Annotated in this window: 18 protein-coding genes; 13 read left to right on the top strand and 5 right to left on the bottom strand. The window is 31.7% G+C overall.

Annotation, left to right across the window (positions count from 1 at the left end; genetic code table 11):
* Nucleotides 1-35: 35 nt before the first annotated feature.
* The 3 genes from ACFWTK_RS00850 to ACFWTK_RS00840 form a co-directional block, all read right to left on the bottom strand.
* Nucleotides 36-1,142, bottom strand: coding sequence for a PRK06851 family protein (locus ACFWTK_RS00850; RefSeq protein WP_415874266.1), 1,107 nt, complete (start codon nt 1,140-1,142; stop codon nt 36-38).
* Nucleotides 1,143-1,260: 118 nt separating this feature from the next.
* The gene (locus ACFWTK_RS00845) at nt 1,261-3,255 is read right to left on the bottom strand and encodes a methyl-accepting chemotaxis protein (RefSeq protein WP_415874265.1); all 1,995 of its coding nucleotides are present in this window, start codon (nt 3,253-3,255) and stop codon (nt 1,261-1,263) included.
* A gap of 164 nt (nt 3,256-3,419) precedes the next feature.
* The gene (locus tag ACFWTK_RS00840) at nt 3,420-4,595 is read right to left on the bottom strand and encodes a cation diffusion facilitator family transporter (protein WP_415874264.1); all 1,176 of its coding nucleotides are present in this window, start codon (nt 4,593-4,595) and stop codon (nt 3,420-3,422) included.
* A 281-nt stretch (nt 4,596-4,876) separates the two neighbouring features.
* On the opposite strand from ACFWTK_RS00840, the gene ACFWTK_RS00835 reads away from it, so the two are divergent.
* From ACFWTK_RS00835 to ACFWTK_RS00825, 3 genes are all read left to right on the top strand, one after another.
* Nucleotides 4,877-6,259 carry a hypothetical protein gene (locus ACFWTK_RS00835; protein WP_415874263.1) on the top strand — a complete coding sequence of 461 codons (1,383 nt, stop codon included), beginning with the start codon at nt 4,877-4,879 and terminating at the stop codon, nt 6,257-6,259.
* 469 nt (nt 6,260-6,728) lie between these two features.
* Entirely contained in the window at nt 6,729-8,030 is a 1,302-nt protein-coding gene (locus tag ACFWTK_RS00830; RefSeq protein ID WP_415874262.1) for a M18 family aminopeptidase, read from the top strand.
* A gap of 139 nt (nt 8,031-8,169) precedes the next feature.
* A complete protein-coding gene (locus ACFWTK_RS00825; protein ID WP_415874261.1) occupies nt 8,170-8,457 on the top strand; it encodes a DUF4491 family protein in 288 nt (95 codons plus the stop codon).
* Between the two features lie 215 nt (nt 8,458-8,672).
* Here the strand turns inward: ACFWTK_RS00825 and ACFWTK_RS00820 are convergent, their stop codons facing one another.
* Nucleotides 8,673-9,371 carry a CAP domain-containing protein gene (locus ACFWTK_RS00820; protein WP_415874260.1) on the bottom strand — a complete coding sequence of 233 codons (699 nt, stop codon included), beginning with the start codon at nt 9,369-9,371 and terminating at the stop codon, nt 8,673-8,675.
* A gap of 339 nt (nt 9,372-9,710) precedes the next feature.
* Between ACFWTK_RS00820 and ACFWTK_RS00815 the strand changes: the two genes are divergently transcribed.
* A complete protein-coding gene (locus tag ACFWTK_RS00815; protein WP_415874259.1) occupies nt 9,711-10,472 on the top strand; it encodes a DnaJ domain-containing protein in 762 nt (253 codons plus the stop codon).
* Between the two features lie 451 nt (nt 10,473-10,923).
* Here ACFWTK_RS00815 and safA read toward each other — a convergent pair whose 3' ends face one another.
* Nucleotides 10,924-11,547, bottom strand: coding sequence for a SafA/ExsA family spore coat assembly protein (gene safA / locus ACFWTK_RS00810; RefSeq protein WP_415874258.1), 624 nt, complete (start codon nt 11,545-11,547; stop codon nt 10,924-10,926).
* 483 nt (nt 11,548-12,030) lie between these two features.
* On the opposite strand from safA, the gene ACFWTK_RS00805 reads away from it, so the two are divergent.
* The 9 genes from ACFWTK_RS00805 (at nt 12,031) to ACFWTK_RS00765 (ending at nt 19,086) form a co-directional block, all read left to right on the top strand.
* On the top strand, nt 12,031-12,453 hold the full coding sequence (locus tag ACFWTK_RS00805) for a DUF3842 family protein (protein WP_415874257.1): 423 nt from the start codon (nt 12,031-12,033) through the stop codon (nt 12,451-12,453).
* Complete coding sequence (locus ACFWTK_RS00800; RefSeq protein WP_415874670.1) at nt 12,446-12,637, top strand: CooT family nickel-binding protein; 192 nt, start codon at nt 12,446-12,448, stop codon at nt 12,635-12,637. Before ACFWTK_RS00805 ends, ACFWTK_RS00800 begins: the two co-directional genes overlap by 8 nt.
* Nucleotides 12,638-12,817: 180 nt before the next feature.
* A complete protein-coding gene (locus tag ACFWTK_RS00795; protein ID WP_415874256.1) occupies nt 12,818-14,425 on the top strand; it encodes an ABC transporter substrate-binding protein in 1,608 nt (535 codons plus the stop codon).
* Nucleotides 14,426-14,490: 65 nt separating this feature from the next.
* Nucleotides 14,491-15,480 (top strand): ABC transporter permease, encoded by a 990-nt coding sequence (locus ACFWTK_RS00790; protein ID WP_415874255.1) that lies wholly within the window; start codon nt 14,491-14,493, stop codon nt 15,478-15,480.
* A 55-nt stretch (nt 15,481-15,535) separates the two neighbouring features.
* A complete protein-coding gene (locus ACFWTK_RS00785; RefSeq protein ID WP_415874669.1) occupies nt 15,536-16,351 on the top strand; it encodes an ABC transporter permease in 816 nt (271 codons plus the stop codon).
* Between the two features lie 11 nt (nt 16,352-16,362).
* Nucleotides 16,363-17,289, top strand: coding sequence for an ABC transporter ATP-binding protein (locus ACFWTK_RS00780; protein WP_415874254.1), 927 nt, complete (start codon nt 16,363-16,365; stop codon nt 17,287-17,289).
* Nucleotides 17,279-17,890, top strand: coding sequence for an ABC transporter ATP-binding protein (locus ACFWTK_RS00775; protein ID WP_415874253.1), 612 nt, complete (start codon nt 17,279-17,281; stop codon nt 17,888-17,890). Before ACFWTK_RS00780 ends, ACFWTK_RS00775 begins: the two co-directional genes overlap by 11 nt.
* A gap of 316 nt (nt 17,891-18,206) precedes the next feature.
* A complete protein-coding gene (locus ACFWTK_RS00770) occupies nt 18,207-18,605 on the top strand; it encodes a hotdog fold domain-containing protein (protein WP_061858144.1) in 399 nt (132 codons plus the stop codon).
* Nucleotides 18,606-18,654: 49 nt separating this feature from the next.
* The gene (locus tag ACFWTK_RS00765) at nt 18,655-19,086 is read left to right on the top strand and encodes a hotdog domain-containing protein (protein ID WP_061858143.1); all 432 of its coding nucleotides are present in this window, start codon (nt 18,655-18,657) and stop codon (nt 19,084-19,086) included.
* Nucleotides 19,087-19,193 lie beyond the last annotated feature (107 nt).

Raw genomic sequence — 19,193 nt, 5'->3', positions numbered from 1 at the left:
TTTTTACTATTTTAAAAATATTTTTTATTTAAGTTTCATAATTTATTAGATTTATATTCCTTTTCGTATTTTAAAAGTCTAGTTATAATTTCATTAAATTTATTATCAACCTTATCAAAATCCATATTTGGAATATAACATTTTTCAAGTTCATCGTGAAGAGCTTTGGCTTTAGAAATTATAGATAAGCCTTTATTTAATAATAAATAGAATGTATCTCTAGCTTCTGTAATTTCCTCAGAGGACTTGTCAAGAAGTCTTTTGTTTAAAAAGTCTTTCATATCAATTTGGCTGCCGACAAAATTTCTATTGTTTATTTCGTTAGAAGTAAGTAAGGCTATGCTTAAGTTAGGAATAAGCAAGTGCTCTATCCTCTCAGGAATTAGAGGATCGTGATATACTTCTACTGAAAGGTCTCTTTTTAAAGCTTCATCGCATATATAAGATAAAACACTGGTTTTCCCTGTACCTGGTTCTCCGTTTAAAACATAGACTCTCTTATAATTTTTATATATTGAATCTATATAGGTAACTATGCCATTTGGGGTAAAGGCTGTAGCGAACAAGTGCCTGTCTATTCCAGTATTAGATATAGGAATATCTCCAAAAATTTCGTTTTTAAGATCTTCTTTAAATAAATTTAATTTAGAATTATTTAGAGCTTCATTGTTGTAAAAACTCCAATCATCATGAATAGTTTTAGAAGCTCCTATATATCTGTAAGCTCTTTTGAAGGTTTTTCCTATTTGTTTATTGATTGACATTATAGAATTTCTATAATCACTCATACCTCTTTCGTTCCAACAATCACCGAAATTTAATATTTCATCTACTGCACCAGGGCTTATTGGATCCACAATATGTGGAGCTGTTGCGTCTATAAATGCAACATTTAATCCTTTAATAACAACCCCATCTAATGAATTATTGTCGGAAGAGCAGTGATGATATTCAACATCGTATCCTTTTTCATTAAAATATTGTCCAATTCTCTTCATAAATGAGGATTTTCCAGTACCTGGGCCACCTTTTATGCAGAATATTCTTCTAGCAGTTTCTTGAGGAAGGATATACCTATAAAAAGAATAGAAACCTTTTGATGTGTTGCTCCCAGGGAAAAAGTGTCTAAATTCACCTTTCATAAAATCACACTCCTATTTTCATATCCTTTATATTATATTTAGGAACTTAGAAATAGTTGCAAAATAATAGAAATATTTTACGATGTAAAATATTTCTATTTAGCAAGTAAAAGAACAATTAGATATTGAATTTTTCTATATTTTCTTCCAATGTAGTTGCAAGGACCGCTAGAGATTCTGCAAGGGTCACGACTTGGGCGAATGAAGCAGATTGCTCCTCTGTTGATGCACTTACTTCTTCGGCAGCTGAGGCTATGCTTTCTGACAGACTTAAGGTGCTAGATACTTTTTCTATAACATTATTTTTATGAGAGTTTATGCTGTCTAAAGAAGAAGTTACAGTATCAATATGAAGTTGTAAATTTTTTAAATCTTTTAATATGCTTTCAAAACTTGAACTTGTAACATCTACACTGCTGCCTGTTAAATCATTTAGGGATTTACTGTTTCTTATTCCCGCTATAATCAAATTTATATTATTATGCATATCGGTTAAAACTTCGTTTATTTGAGATGCAGATTCAGCAGATTCCTCCGCCAGTTTTCTTACCTCTTCGGCAACTACAGCAAAGCCACGTCCAGCCTCACCAGCTCGTGCAGCTTCAATACTAGCATTTAGAGCTAAAAGATTAGTTTGTTCTGTAATACTTTTAATACTGTCTGTTATTGTCATTATCTTTTGAGAACTCTTGTCTAAAATATCTACTTCCTCTAAAAGTTTATCAGTAGCCTCAGAATTGAGCTTATAGTTCTTTTTTAGATCATTTATACTGTTCATACCATATGATGCACTTTCACTAACTTTAAGTGAAGCTTCATTCATGATCTTGCTATTTTCAATAGAGTTGTTAACCTCTTTTTCAAGAGCAGAAATGGAGTTTGAACTATTTTTTAATTCAGAGGACTGTTCTAGTGTACTGACAGAAATACTTTGAACAGCTTGAGATATTTCATCTGAAGCTGCACTAGATTCTTCAGATAAAGTTACTAAATTTTCAGAGGATTTTTTAAGATTAATAGAAGAATCTTTAATATGCTTAAGAAGGTTTCCTATATCCTCTATCATAATATTTAATGAATTTGATACTGCCTTAACCTCTAAAATATCCTTTTTATTATATTGAATAGATTGAGAAAAGTCACCTTTACTGATGCGTTCAATCATGCTAATCAGTCTATTTATGGACTTTGAAATTTGTTCTCCAAATATATTTCCTATAATTAGAGCAATAATTAGGAATATCAAACTAGCAAATATTACAGAATTTCTTGCCTTAGACAGAATAGAATTTAATTCAACTTCTGGAATGAGTGAAATAATTTTATATCCTGTTAACTTATTTTCGGTAGTATATGAAATATAATTAGTTCCATCTATAGTTATTAAGGAATTAGTATTTATATTTTTTACTGCATCATTAATCCAAGGTTCTTCTTTAGAAGTTTTACCTAATAGGTTTTTATTGTTTATTGCTATAATCTTTCCAGAATCATCTATTACAGCAGCATTGCCATTTTCACCAAGTTTTATATTAGAAACTACATCAGCAAGATGAGAAAGAGATATATCTGTCCCAACGACCCCAACAACATTTCCATTTGAATCCTTTACTGTTTTAGAAATAGTTATGACATATCTTCCTTTTTCATTTGAATCTTCATAAGGAGAAGTTATGATAGTCTTTTCATTAGATGCCATAGCATCTTTAAACCAAATACGTGTCCTCGGGTCAAAGCCTTCAGGAAGTTTATCAACAGTAGCATATTGCTTGCCAAGGGTATTTCCAAAAAAAGCTGTTAAGACATCATCGTGGCTATCTCTAAAAGTATAGAGAAATTTCATCATAGGTGCTTCTATGGCTGGTGTTTGAGTTACATTCATCATGTATTCGTTTTCAGATAACATATCTACAGATTGCATATTATATTTTACAATATCTGTTATAATAGAAGATACATTATCAGACGAACTTTCCATTAGCTTATAAAAGTTTTCTCTAGATGTGTTCTTTTGCATGTAGTAGTTAAATAGTGAAATGAATACCATAGGTATTATTACTGATATGCATAAGAGTAAAGATAATCTGCCTTTCAATGTATTTTTTGCAAACATTAAGTAACTCCCCCTTAAAAATTATAAATATTACAATAAGTGGTCATTTCGCTTGTTGAAAAAATATACTAATTGTAAAATTATTGAATAATTTAGTGATAAATAACTAAATTATATCATTTCATAGGGGGATTGTGAAGAGAAATTGCAAGGCAATTTTCTAATTATGAGTATTTTTTATCAATTGTAATCATGGCGTTATATTTTGGATGGAGTTTTTTTAGTTCTTCGTTTAATCTAGTTTCTAGAATATGACCTTCCTTTTCAATATTAAAATCAGGAGAAACTACTATATCGAAGATTAAGTTTTTATAATCTCCTTCTCCGACAACTCTGAAATCATGGTAAGATTTAATTTCTGGGAAAAATTTTAAAATGTTGTCTAACTCCATTCTTGCAGATTCTACTTCTTTATCATCTGTATTTAAAGGATCCATATGAGCCACTAGAAACATACTGTGTTTTTTAGAGAGTTCTCTTTCCATGGTATCAATTATTTCGTGAATTTTTATAATAGATATATTACATGGAACCTCAACATGAAGAGAAGCCATTCTTCTACCAGGTCCATAGTTGTGAATTATTATATCATGAACACCAGTTATACAATCATATTTTAATACATCACTTTCTAATTCTCTTATAAATTCGGGATCTGGAGCTTCACCTAAAAGAGGATTTATAGTATCTTTTATTAAGGAGTAACCAGAGTATAGAATAAATAAAGATACTAAAATTCCTATATATCCATCTATGGGGATACTAATCCACTTAGAAAGTAGTAGAGATAAAGCTACAGTGCTTGAAGTTATAACGTCCCCTAGAGCGTCTAATGAAGAAGCCTGAAGGGCTGAAGAATTTATCTTATTTCCAATGTATTTATTAAATCTGCTGAGCCAAATCTTTGCTCCTATAGATACTAATATTAGTACAAAAGGGATAAGATCAAAATTTACCTTATTAGGATTTACAATTCTATTAAAAGAAGATTTAATAAATTCAAATCCTACAAGCATAACCATAAAAGCTACTAGCAATCCAGACAGATATTCTATTCTTCCATGTCCAAAAGGATGCTCTTCGTCAGCAGGCTTTGAAGCAAATTTAAATCCTGCTATAGTTATTAAAGATGATAGTGCATCAGATAGGTTGTTAAAGGCATCTGCAGTAACAGCAATACTCTTTGCAATAAGTCCTACAAATAGTTTTACTAAAAACAAGATTATATTGACTATTATTCCAACTACACCGCCTAGATAACCATAAGAGTCTCTAACCTTGCTATTGTTTATGTTTTCGTAGTCTTTTACGAATTTAGTTACTAAAAATCGAGATAACATATTATTTCCTCCATAATAATTAGAAATTTATAACAAAGATCATATCTTATTAATAATATCATGTTTATATCAAAAATTAAATTATATTACATTTTAATCATTTTAATTTATGTAAAATTTATAACCAATTAAAATATACTCTTGTCTTAGTATTAGCGCAGTAATAAGTTTTTACAACAAGTATATATATGTTGAAATCCAAGGCAAAATAAGGTAAAATATATAAATATATGATAAATTGCTTATATCATATTTAAAAGCTGAGTGGGAGGATAGGTATAATGAAGAGCAAAAAAATTATTTCTATGGTTTTAGCATCAGGAATATTAATGGGAGGAGCAGGAATTTCACCTGTAAGAGCCTTCGCAGCAACAAATGAGGATGCACAAGTTACTAGTGTAAATACACAAAAAGATTTAGATATAGAAGCATACAATATATTAAAAGAGCTTAAATTAAGTCCTACTGAGGCAAATATAAAAGCAGCTAGAAAGGCATTAGCTACTTTGAAAGATGGCACATATAGATCATATTATAGGTATCTTTTAAATGTATATACAGATAAAGGAACAGAAAAACCAGCAATTGATGAATTAATGGCTGCAAATGAACTAAACGCAGAAATCATCAGCGGAGAAACTGAAACGAATTTTGCAATGAATTTGGATGGAAAAAATCTATCTAAAGAAGAAGAAGAGCAGCTTGCTATAATGAAGTCAATTTTAGATATGAATATAAGTTCTAAAATGAAATTTGCAGGTGAAGAAAACACAAAAGGCAAGGTTTCAGGAAATCTTAATGCAAGTCTTATGGGACAAGAAATAAAAATGGACATTTGGGCAGATGTAGATGTTTCAAACAGCGTTCCTCAAATTAAATATATAATTCAATTTCCTGAAATATTAAAAGCCTCAAATCCAGCTCTTGCAAACAAGGATTATCTAGTTTTTGATCTTGCAGAGATGATGGAAGGCCCTGCCATGCAGCAAGCTGAAGCAGTGCCAGACATGAGCAAAATTATGGATAAAGCAACTAGGTTTAGTACAAAATTCACTAAGAGTTTTGAGGAGTTTATAAAAATTGCAGATGCTAAGTATGGTATAGTTGAAAGAAAAGACGCTGCAAAGATAGATGCTGATGGAAAGAAAGGAATAGTAAAAGCTTATTCAGTAAATATTGATAATGATGATTTAATAGGAATAATTGGAGACATGCTAAAAGATGAAGAGATGATGGGAACATTTAAAGCTTATTTAGATGAAATTATGGCACTTGATCCTAACGCTCCAAAACTTTCAAATGAAGAATTCTATGCAGCTTTAGAGCAAGCTTTACCAGCATTAAATCAGCTTGGCAATATGATGAACTTTGATATAACATTTGATATTGGAGTTAATAAAGAAGGATATGTTTCATATCAAAATGGAAATATTAAAACGACTATTAATCCAGCTGCTATAGCTTCAATGGCTGGTGAAGGAAATACGTTAGAAGAACAGATTAATCCAGATTCATCTTATACACTAACAATCAACTTAGATTCAAATACAATTAATATAAATGGAGATGTCAAGGTAGAAGATATGCCAAAGGTCACTGAAGAAAATTCAGTAAGCTATGCAGACCTTATGAATATGACATATGAGGAAGTAGTAACAGATTAGAAATAAATTGTGACAATCTTTAATATTGAACATTCCGTATGAGATTTGCATTTAGGAAAGCTTTACTACGCAAAGAAGTTCTAATATTTCTGGGTTTAAAACCCCTAAACCTTCTAAACTCACTACCGTTCAGACAATAGAAGGTTCTTACGGTGTTTTAAACCCAGAAATAAAGAACTTCTAACGCTTGTTCAACGCTTTCTACAATGCAAATCTCATACTCCGGTTCAATATTAAAAAGATTATTCACATTTATTAAAGAAAAGCGTTTTTATAAAATTAAATACACATACAGACAAATCTAATATCAGGCTTACAATCATTAGCGTTTATTTAAACTTCATATTTAGGTACACTTAAGAAAATTGCATCGCAATTTTCTTATAAAGTTTACTTGCCTCTGTGATAAAATACTCCAATTTTGTTATACTTAACATATAGGTATTTTAAATTTTACGGAGGTATAAACATGACAAAAGAATTAGAATTTGCAAAAAAGCTTATAGATTTCATATATGAAAGTCCAACAGCCTTTCATGCTGTAGAAAATCTTAAGAATACTCTAGAACAAAGTGGATTTAAACAATTAAAAGAAGAAGAAAAATGGAAGATTGAAAAAGGTAAAAAGTACTTTATGGTGAAAAACCATTCTGCTTTAATAGCTTTTGCTGTAGGAAAGGGAAAAATTCAAGAAAATGGATTTAGAATTATAGGAGCTCATACAGATTCACCAAGCTTCAGAGTTAAGCCTAATCCAGAAATGATATCAGAAAACAGCTATATAAAATTAAATACAGAGGTGTATGGTGGACCTATATTAAATACATGGCTTGATAGACCACTATCAGTGGCAGGAAGAGTAGTAATAAAGGGAAAGAATATATTAAATCCTGAAATAAGGCTTTTAAATATAAAGAAACCAATAATGATAATTCCAAACCTTGCTATACATATGAATAGAAAGATAAATGAGGGTATAGAATTAAATAAACAGGTAGATACTCTTCCAATATTAGGACTTATAAATGAGAAGTTTGAAAAGGACAATTATCTTGTTAAGGTAATAGCTGATGAGCTAAAGGTTGATTATAAGGATATTTTAGATTTTGACTTATTTTTATATGAATATGAAAAGGGTAGTATCATAGGAATAAATGATGAATTTATATCTTCTTCAAGGTTAGATGATTTAGAAGCAGTTCATGGGGGAGTTCATGCTTTGATTAATGCAGAGAACTCTGCAGCTACTAATGTATTGGTGTGCTTTGATAATGAAGAAGTAGGCAGTTCTACAAAACAGGGAGCTGACTCAGAGATGCTGTCAAATGTGCTAGAGAGAATAGTTCTATCTTTAGATGGAGATAGAGAGGATTTCTTTAGAGCATTAGCTAAATCCTTTATAATATCAGCTGATGCAGCGCATGCTGTTCATCCTAACAAGGGGGAAAAGAGTGATCCTACAAATAGACCATTTATAAATAAAGGTCCAGCTATTAAAATTGCTGCAAGTCAAAGTTATACCTCTGACAGTTATTCAACTTCAGTATTTGTGTCCTTATGTGAAAAGGCAGGAGTTCCTGTTCAGAAGTTTGTGAACCGTTCTGATGAGAGAGGAGGTTCTACCATAGGGCCAATATCTTCAACTCATATAAATATACCTTCTGTTGATATAGGAACTCCAATGCTTGCTATGCACTCTATAAGAGAACTTTGTGGAGTTATGGATCATTACTATGTAACAAGAGCATTTGAGAAATTTTATGAATTATAAATTTGAGTAAATTATATCATCACAAGTTAATAAATTTAGTTAAGTCATCATAATAATAAAGCAGCTAGAGCATAGCTGCTTAAAATTTTATAGTTTAAGCTATAATGCTTTATTATATTAAGGTCAATGGGGTGATGTTATGAATTTAGATGGTATTATTATTGGGTTAGCCTCTTTCGTAATAATTGGGGTTTTCCATCCTATTGTAATTAAAGGGGAATACTACTTTGGCAAAAAAATCTGGCCAGTATTTTTAATAGCTGGATTGATTCTTATTATTTTTTCTATGATTATTAATAATAGCCTGATTTCAATACTTATGGGGGTAACTGCATTCACATGTTTCTGGAGCATCCCTGAGCTATTTGAACAAGAAAAAAGGGTTGAAAAAGGATGGTTCCCAAAGAATCCAGCAAAGAAGAAATAAATGGTTTATATTGCTTTTAGTTAGAAGCTGACACAACAAAAGGACTGTTTCAAAACAAAAATTTGAGACAGTCCTTTATATATTAAATTCAGTTTAAATACTCTAATATATCCAACGTCTTTTATAGTTTTTCCAAAAGTACAAAAAGCTTGGACTCTTGTAAACTTACAAGATATCAGTGGAAAATCTATTGTAACCTTTGCACCATCAAAAGATTATTTCCCAGGATTTATGAACATTTGAACCCAGTATGGAGTTCCATCAGCTTTTTTAACCATTCCAACACCTATTTCAGTGAAATTAGCATTTAAAATGTTTGCTCTATGACCTGAAGAGTTCATCCATGCGTTCATTACGTCAGATGGGGTCCTTTGTCCGTAAGCGATATTTTCCCCTGCTGCCATATAAGAAATACCAAATTTCTTCATCATATCAAATGGTGAGCCATATGTTGGTGAATTGTGATCAAAGTAATTTTTATCTATCATATCTTGTGCTTTTGCTACTGCAACTTTTGATAATTCTGCATTAGCTTTAAGAGGAGCTAGTCCATTTTTACTTCTTTCTGCATTAACTAACTTTATTACTTCATTTGCTTCAGCACTTATAGTAGAAGCTTGTCCATCATTTTGCACTGGCTTAGCTGTTTCGGTAGTTGTAGTTTCTGCTGGTTTTGTAGGTGCTGTAGTGTTATTTAAAACTGGCTTTGATGTAGTATTTGTATTTACATTAGTAACAATTTTATAGTTCTTAAATTGAGGATATTTATTTAAAAAGTTTTTTAGCCAATTTTGTTGAATTGTTATTGAAGTAGTACAATTAGTTTGAGCTGCTATTGCTGTAGTTGGGATTATAGTTGGTAATGTTCCAGCTATAGCTAATGCTGCTATCATCATTTTAATGTTCTTTTTCATTAGTAAAACCTCCTAAGATTTAATTGAATAAAAAGGAAATTATATTAAATTGATATGAGGAAGGATTTAACACAATATCCTTTCAATTTTTGATGTTCTTGAAGAACTTACTTAAAATTATAGAGAGTAAATATGAACTCAATAATTCCATTGTGTAAAGTGTCTTAGAATATTCTAATAAGTTTCTTTAAAGATTTAATAAAGTTTGTTTACATTTTTGTATTAAAAACATAACAAATATGGCACTTTAAATTAATTCTAATTTTGAGTATAATATTTGAGGAAATAGTGAGGTGAAAATAAGAATATTACTCAGTAAATTTTAAATGGAGATAAGAAATGACAGATTATTATAAAGTATTAGGTATAGAAAAAAATGCATCAAAAGAAGAAATAAAGGAAGCTTATGAAAAGCAAGTAGAAAAAATAAAAAAAGAAGTGGTTAATGAAAAGCGACTTAATGAATTTTTGAAATTGTTTGATGAGGCATATGAAGCTTTAAATAGTTTAGAGGAAAATCAATCAATTGATAAAAATGATGCAACACTGATTATAAATCCACAAGAAGTGCAGGAAGAATTAGAGGCTAATAATAAAAATAACACATATACACACAGAAATAATTCAAAAAGCAGAGGAAGAAGTAATGGTGTAAAAGATGATAATTTAATCCAAAAAGGAGATTCAAAAAACAAAGATAACAGAAATAAATTGAATGATAATAAAAAGGAAAAGGGTAAAAAACGAAGAAAGGTTAAGAAGGGTTCCAAAGGCAGTACTAATAAAATATTTAATTTGATTATGTTGCCCTTTAAAATATTAGCTTTACCAATAATAGTTATATTATCAGTAATAATATTATTATGTCAGATTATAAATATAATTTCATGGATAGCAACTAAACTACTAATTGTTGGGGCTATATCTATAGGAGCTATACATCTGTATCAAGTTAAGAAATTAGGACAAACTATAAATTATAATATATTAATTTTAGCTGTTTCAGTGTTATTAGCATCATTCTTTTTACCTTATATCTTAAAATTTATATTGAAAGTTTTTAAAACAATAAATGATATATTAAAAGATTTTGTTTTTTAGATTATTAAATACTTTTAGAAGATAGCGGAAAATAAGGAGATGATTAAAGGTCATCTCCTTATTTTTTAAAGGACTTGTATTCTAAATGCTGTAGTTTGAGGAGGAATGCTAGCTGTCATAAAAGTGGCATAGGCTATTCTTACTGTCTGCCCAGGCTTTAAGTCTTCTAAGTTTATTATTTTACCTGTCCTAGAATTTGTGTTGAATCACTTATTGCAAATCTTATTTGGTCTGAGTCCAGTAAGGAGTGCCATTGCTGTTCTTTGCATACACCTATTTGAGTAAAGTTTGCGTTTAATATATTTGCTCTATGGCTGTCTGTGGAGTTTTTTGTCCCAGGCTTATAAATTCCAAAATTTTTCATCATAGTCTTTGGAGAGGTATGATCGAAATAAGTTTATTATTTTACCTGTCCTGCCTAGAATTTGTGTTGAATCACTTATTGCAAATCTTATTTGGTCTGAGTCCAGTAAGGAGTGCCATTGCTGTTCTTTGCAAAGCCTACACCTATTTGAGTAAAGTTTGCGTTTAATATATTTGCTCTATGGCCTGAAGAATTCATCCATCCATTAACTACTTCCTGTGGAGTTTTTTGTCCATAGGCAATGTTTTCACCTGCTGCAGTATATCTAATTCCAAAATTTTTCATCATAGTGAAAGGAGAACCATAGGTTGGAGAGGTATGATCGAAATATTTTTTATCAATCATATCTTGAGACTTAAATCTAGCAACTCTTGAAAGTTCCCAATTTTCACTTAGAGGTTTTAAGCCGTACTTTGATCTTTGCACATTAGTTAATCTTATTACTTCCTTCTCAAAAGCCTTTACATCATCAATAGTAGGAATAGTGATCTTTTGATTTGGATATATGAGATTAGGATTTTTTATACTAGGATTTGCAGCGATTAACTCACTTATGCCTACTTGATACTTAGTTGCGATTTTCCACATGCTATCTCCAGGTTTTACTGTGTAAACTACAGATTGAGCATAAGCACTGCTAGAAAAAATAGTAGTTCCAATTGCTAATGAAGACAAAAATATTTTAGACTTCTTAAATTTAGATTTAAACATAAAAATTTTTCCTTTCTAAAATAATTATATTTTCAGAATAACAATAGACAAGCATTAGAATCTATATGAAGTTGGAGGAAGGAAAGGAAGGATTTTGTGTATTCTGATATTCCTCAAGATGGTTGACAAAACTTAGTTTTTTGTGATATATTTGTATTGAAAACGAAACCATGAAGGTTTCTATAACAATAAATATTTAGAAATTTTAGAAATTAATTTAATAATTGATGATAATTAGACTCACGAAGGGGCTAAGTGTTTTACTGACCTTTATGAGTCATTTATTTTAGAAATTTATAGGTAATACTTACATGTACCATGGGTTACTTTAAGCAGTAGTTCAAGATATTATACTGTTTAATACAGGTGGAATTACTATTTAGTTAAATTTAAATGAAAGAATCTAAAGTGTAGATAAAAAGAAAATTCTTCCGCTTGATTTTTTGATATAATATATATTAACTTAATGGTTGGAGGGATAAAATGCGAATTGCAGTTGTAGATGGACAAGGTGGAGGAATTGGCAAAGCTATTGTTGAAAAGTTCAGAAAAGAATTTGAGGATACAATTGAAATTATTGCTCTAGGAACTAACTCTTTAGCAACCTCATTGATGCTGAAGGCTGGTGCTAATGAAGGAGCTACAGGAGAAAATGCTATTTGCTACAATGTTTCTAAGGTTGATTTAATTTTAGGACCAATAGGAATAGTTTGTGCAAATTCATTATTAGGTGAACTGACACCCAAGATGGCTAAAGCTATATCTGAGAGTCCAGCAAAAAAAGTACTTATTCCATTAAATAGATGTAATGTAATAGTTGCTGGAGTTGAAAGTAAACCACTTCCACATTACATCGATGATGCAATTCAAATAGTGAAGGTTCAGAGAGGTGAAGAACATGTGTGAAGCCAATGTATACTTTCTTGATAAGGACGGAAATGAAAAATTGTTATTAGAATCTGTAGATAAGATTGTTCCTACAGAGGAAGGATTGTTTTTAGAAAATATTTTTAGCCAAAGAAAGATAGTGAAAGCAAAAATAAAGGAAATGGAACTTGTAGAGCACCGCATTATAATCGAGAAAGTATAAAAGAGATAGAAAAGAGCCATAAATCAAAAATTAGTTTGAATTTCACAATAATATTTAATAAAATAAAAAATAAAACCATGAAGGTTTTAAATCCGATTTGCAAATTGGATTAATCTTCATGGTTTTTTTGGCTAAATAACACTTTTGATAAGTAATACTATTTACTGAGGGGGATAAACAATGAGAATTTTCAAGAAGTTGAGAAAAGTATTAGTAGCAACAATTGCAACAGCATTATTATTTACGGGGTGTGGTGCTGCATCTGAGGGAAGTAACACTAGTGGAGAGAAAAATAAGGATGAGTTAGTTATTTATGTAGGTCATGGAATGACAAGTGGAGGATATGACCCTACTATAGGATTTGGAATTACTGGTGGACTTAACATATTTCATAGCACATTGCTTAAATTTGATAAGAATATAAATTTGCAAAGTGATTTAGCAACTGATTATTCTATTAGTGATGATGGATTAAAATACACATTTAAGCTTCGTGAGGATGTTAAGTTTTCTGATGGACAACCTTTGACAGCAGAAGATGTAGTATTTACATATTTAACAGCAAAGAATAGTGGCTCAAGTGTAGATTTAACAATGCTTAAGAGTGCAGTTGCAAAGGATAAATATACAGTAGAATTTACTTTAAATAAAAAATATTCACCATTTACTTCTACTACTGCATTATTGGGAATAGTTCCAAAGCATGCATATAACAAAAATGATTATGGAGATAGTCCTATTGGATCTGGTCCATTCAAAGTGGCACAGCTAGACAAAGGACAGCAATTAATACTAGTGCCAAATGAATATTATTATGGTGAAAAATCGAAGTTTAAAAAAATTACAATTCTTGATTTGGATGAAGATGCTGCTCTTGCAAGTGCAAAATCAGGTCAACTTGATGTAGTTATGATAAATCCTGAATATGCAAAGGAAAAGGTAGAAGGAATGCATTTAGAAAGCCTGAAAACTGTTGATAATAGAGGCATCAATCTTCCTGTTATACCTGAAAAAACATTGAAGGATGGTACAATTATAGGAAATAATGTAACATGTGATTTTGCAATAAGAAAGGCCTTAAATATAGGTATAGACCGTAAAACTATAATACAAAATGCATTAAATGGTATAGGTGTTCCAGCTTATGGAGAAGTAGATGGGTTACCATGGTTTAATGAAGAAACCGTATTTGAGGATAATAGAGTGGATGAAGCTATTAAAATATTAGAAGAAGCAGGATGGGTAGACACAGATAATGATGGCATTCGTGAGAAAAATGGTGTAAAGGCTGAATTTACAATTACAGGACGTACTGATGACCTTCAGCGTTATAATCTTGCAGTCGCATTAAGTGAAGATGCTAAAAAACTAGGAATAAATATAAAACCTGAAGCAAAAGCATGGGATGAATGTAAGAAAATAGTGCGTAACGTTCCAACTGTATATGGAAGTGGAAGTTACAGCCCTATAGCACTTCATGATTCAAATTATTCAAAGCTAGATCCTGTAGGGCTTCTTAATATATCCAGCTATAAAAACGAAAAGGTTGACAGCTATATAGAAAAGGCTCTTGAGGCAACTACTACAGAAGAAGCTATAAAGAACTGGAAGCTAGCTCAGTGGGATGGGACAACTGGAATAAAGGGAGATTACCCATTTTTATGGATAGTAAATATTGATCATACTTACTTTATAAGGGACGGATTGGATTTAGGAGATCAGTTAATACATCCTCATGGACATGGTGTTCCGATAATTGCAAATTTAAATGAATGGAGCTGGAAGTAGAATAAACTTAGTTAAGATAGCCATGAGTTTATTTGTGGCTATCTTATTATAAGAAAGGAGAAAAAATGAGCAAAAATTTTTTAAAGTTTATATCTTCAAACCTTATTCGTATGCTGCTTCTCCTATTTGGAGTTAGTATTTTAACATTTATATTAGTTATATTATCTCCAATTGACCCTGTTGATTCCTATGTAGGAGCAGAATCCACCGTATCTCAAGAACAGAGGGAAAATATAGCCGAATACTGGGGCTTAAATAAATCACCTGTAGAAAGATATACTATATGGATAACCAATGTATTACATGGAGACATGGGAGAATCTCTTACTTATCGCCAGCCTGTAGCAAAAATAATAGGAGAGAGATTTAAAACATCTCTTGCACTTATGGCTTCAGCATGGGTACTATCGGGAATATTGGGATTTTTTCTTGGAATCATATCAGGTACAAACAAGGGAAGTATTCTGGATAAAATTATTAAGAACTTTTGCTTGATCATGTCATCAACACCAACCTTTTGGTTTGGGCTATTAATGTTGGTTATATTTTCAGTAAAATTAAAATGGTTTCCACTTGGACTTGCAGCTCCTCTTGGAAAGTTGGAAAAAGAGGTTACATTTGTGGATAGGATACATCACCTCATTTTACCGTCATTAACTTTGAGCATTACAGGAGTTGCAAACATAGCTCTTCATACACGACAGAAAATAATAGACGTGCTTAATAGTGATTACATGTTATTTGCACTTGCAAGAGGTGAGTCAAAGTGGACAGCTGTTAGAAGGCATGGAATAAGAAATATAGCTATACCTGCAGTTACATTACAATTTGCTTCCTTTAGTGAATTGTTTGGAGGAAGTGTTCTAGCAGAACAGGTATTTTCATATCCTGGCCTTGGGAATGCTGCAACCACAGCAGGATTGAAGGGGGATGTACCTTTATTGCTAGGAATAGCTTTATTTAGTGCAGTTTTTGTATTTGTTGGAAATCTCATGGCCAACATATTTTATGGAATATTAAATCCTGAAATAAGGGTAGGTGAATCACTTGAGTGAGTTACAGATTGATAATTATATAGATTTGGATAAGAATACTGTTAGGAAGGTAAGAATGAACAGGCGTAAGAAAACTTTATTTTTGGTAATATGTGCAATTATATTTTTATTAGCTGTTGCAATAATAGGGATTACTATGAATCCTGAGTCCTATGCACCAAATTATGAAGCTAAAAGATTAGCGCCATCATTAAAACACTTGTTTGGAACTGATTATCTAGGCCGTGATATGTTTGCTCGTACAATAAAGGGATTATCAACAAGTTTACTGCTAGGTCTTTTGGCTGCGACTATCAGTGCATTTATAGCTCTTGTTCTTGGATTAATATCTGCAACATTAGGAGGAAAAACAGATAAAATTATATGTTGGTTTGTAGATTTGTTTATGAGTGTACCTCATATAATTTTACTTATGTTAATATCTTTTATGGTTGGAAGAGGATTCAAAGGAGTTGTAATAGGAGTAGCAGTTACGCACTGGCCAAATCTTACTCGTGTAATTCGTGGAGAGGTAATGGAAATAAAAAATAAGCATTATGTTAAAGCAGCAGAAAAGCTTGGTACAAGCAGATTTAATATAGCAAAAAAGCATATAATGCCTCATGTAATACCTCAGTTTATAATAGGTTTAATTCTATTATTTCCACATGCAATACTTCACGAAGCTGCAGTAACATTTTTGGGATTTGGACTGTCACTGGATAAGCCTGCTATTGGCATAATTCTTTCAGAAGCTATGAAACATATAAGTACAGGTATGTGGTGGCTTGTATTTTTCCCTGGATTAGCGCTTTTATCCGTGGTTATTATGTTTGATATACTTGGTGATAACTTGAAGATGCTTATTGATCCAAACAGCGCACATGAGTAGGAGGACTTAATATGGAAAGTGATAGAAAAACAGTATTGGAAGTAAAAAATCTTTCTGTTAAGTTTCGTATGTATGATGAAGGACTTACACAAAAGGACTTAAAGGTAATATCAGACTTAGATATAAGTGTTAAGGAAGGCGAGATATTGGCAGTTGTGGGTTCCAGCGGGTCTGGTAAAAGTCTTTTAGCTCATGCTATTTTAGGGATACTTCCTTCAAATGCAGAGGTAAGTGGAACTATGAAATATTGTGAAAAGGAATTAACGCCGGATTATCAGAAAGAGTTGAGAGGAAAAGAAATTGCATTTGTACCACAATCCATATCCTATTTAGATCCTCTTATGAGGGTTGGAAAACAGGTGCAGGGAACTGATGCCACAGAAGAGGATCAAAAGAAGATTTTTAAACGATATAATTTAAAAGAAGCAGTATCAAAGATGTTTCCATTTCAATTGTCAGGAGGCATGGCTCGTAGAGTGTTAATTTCAACAGCTGTTATTAAAAATGCTAAGCTTATTATTGCAGATGAACCTACACCTGGGTTGAGTTCTGAAATAGCTAGAGAGGCTATGCAGAATTTTAGGGAGCTTGCAGATAATGGATGTTCAGTAATTATTATAACCCATGATATTGATTTAGCCTTTAAATATGCAGATAGAATAGCGGTTTTTTATGCAGGAACTACGGTGGAAGTGGCACAGGTTGATGACTTTATTAAAGGGAAGGATGCTCTTCGCCATCCTTATACTAAAGCTTTATGGGAAGCGCTGCCTCAAAATGGATTTAAACCAATACCAGGGTTTCAGCCTTATGCAGGAAATCTTCCTTCAGGGTGTTTATTTGCACCGCGATGCAGCGAAAGAACAGATGCTTGTGCTGGAAACATTAAGATGAGAAAGGTAAGAGGCGGGGAGGTTAGATGTATTCATGCGTATTGAAGCAAAGAATATAAGTTTTAGATATAATAAAGGACCATGGATATTAAAAAATGTAAGTCTCTCTGTTGAGGTTGGAGAACGTGTAGGATTAATCGGCCCTTCAGGATACGGAAAAAGCACTTTATCTAAGATACTTGCGGGATATGAAATTCCTATAGAGGGAGAAGTTTTGTTTGATGGGAAGCCTTTGCCTAGTAGGGGATATTGTCCAGTACAGTTAATATATCAACATCCTGAAAAGGCTGTAAATCCAAGATGGAAGATGAGAGATATATTATATGAAGCTTGGAAACCTGATGATGAGTTTTTAAAGGAGATTGGAATAGAAAAAGAATGGCTTAATAGATGGCCCTCCGAATTGTCTGGCGGAGAACTGCAGAGATTCTGTGTTGCAAGGGCATTAGGACCAAAGACAAAATTTTTAATAGCTGATGAAATGAGTACAATGCTGGATGTTATAACCCAAGCTCAAATATGGAATTTGATGTTAAGGATCGTAAAAAAGAATAATCTGGGAATGCTTGTAGTAACTCATAATGAAGAACTGGCAAAGAGAGTATGTACAAGAATTGTAGATTTAAGAGATATTAATAATATTTAGTCATTAAGTTTATGAATAAAGCAGTTAATTCTGCTTTATTATTTTTTTGTTTAAAAGTTATTCATTTCTATTTAAATATTTAATTTTTTGTCTACAAATATGGTTTTTATTGATTCATCTACAGTAGATAGAAGGTATGTCCAAAAGTTAATGTGATCTTGTAAAAAAAAACCAAAAAAATTATTGACATTCCAGTAACTGGATATTGTAAAGTTTTATTTGAAAGGACAAACATAGGATATAAAAAGCAATGAGATTTACGCAAGGATAAAAGAGATAAGTAATAAATTTTTAAAATTTTAGGAGGTAAAAGATTATGGCATTTGTAAAACCAGAAAAGAATTATGAAACTATGATTCGTGTGCGTCTATCTTCAGGAGATGCTCACTATGCAGGGGAATTAGTAAATGGATCTCATGCAATTGAGCTTATGGGAGATGCTGCTACAGAATTAATGATAATGCATGATGGAAATGAAGGACAATGCATAGGATACGATACAATACAATTTACAGCACCAATGTATGCTGGCGATTTCTTAGAAGTAGCAGCAAGAATTATCGGAATAGAAGGAAATAAGAGAAAGGTTCAATGCAGAGCTTTCAAGATAGCTACTAATGCTCGTATTAAAGAACAAGATTCAGCAGTAGATGTTTTAGAAACTCCAGTTATGACATCTGAGGCAATTGCAACTTATGTAGTACCAGAAAAATAGATTTAAATTATAGTCATAAGTTTATTAATAAAAATAGGAGGTATTTAGTATGGTAAGAGAGTCTGTATTAAGATATAGAATGAACAAAGGACACTATGCAGGAGGAGTTGTTCAACCTAACATACATTTAGATATTTATGGAGATGTTGGAACAGAACTTTGTGTATTACAAGATGGAGATGAATCTTTATTCGCATCATATGAAAACGTTGAATTTTTAGCTCCTGTATATGAAGGAGATTATATAGAAGCAAGAGGCAGAATAGTGAAGGTAGGTAATAGTTCACGTAGATGCGAATTTGAAACATATAAAGTAGCTACACCAGCAAGAAGAAACGGAAAGCCAGATGCAGCAGAAAGTGATGTAGACGTATTAGATCCACCAGTACTTGTTGCTAGAGCTGTTGGTACATTAGTTGTTAAGAAGCCTTTACAACGTGGAGTTCAACCATCAGGCGTTGTAAAAAATAGATGGGATTAAAATTCAGATAATAAATACGGGGGTTCATAAATACCATAAATTATGTAAAAGTCAGTTCATAAGATACTATTTTTTGAGCTGGCTTTTATGTCATATTGATAATGGTA

It is taken from the genome of Clostridium sp. (assembly GCF_047777555.1).
Classification (GTDB): Bacteria; Bacillota; Clostridia; order Clostridiales; family Clostridiaceae; genus Clostridium_H.
The sequence above is the reverse complement of the archived record's forward strand: the minus strand, read 5'-3'. Positions and strand labels throughout refer to the sequence as shown.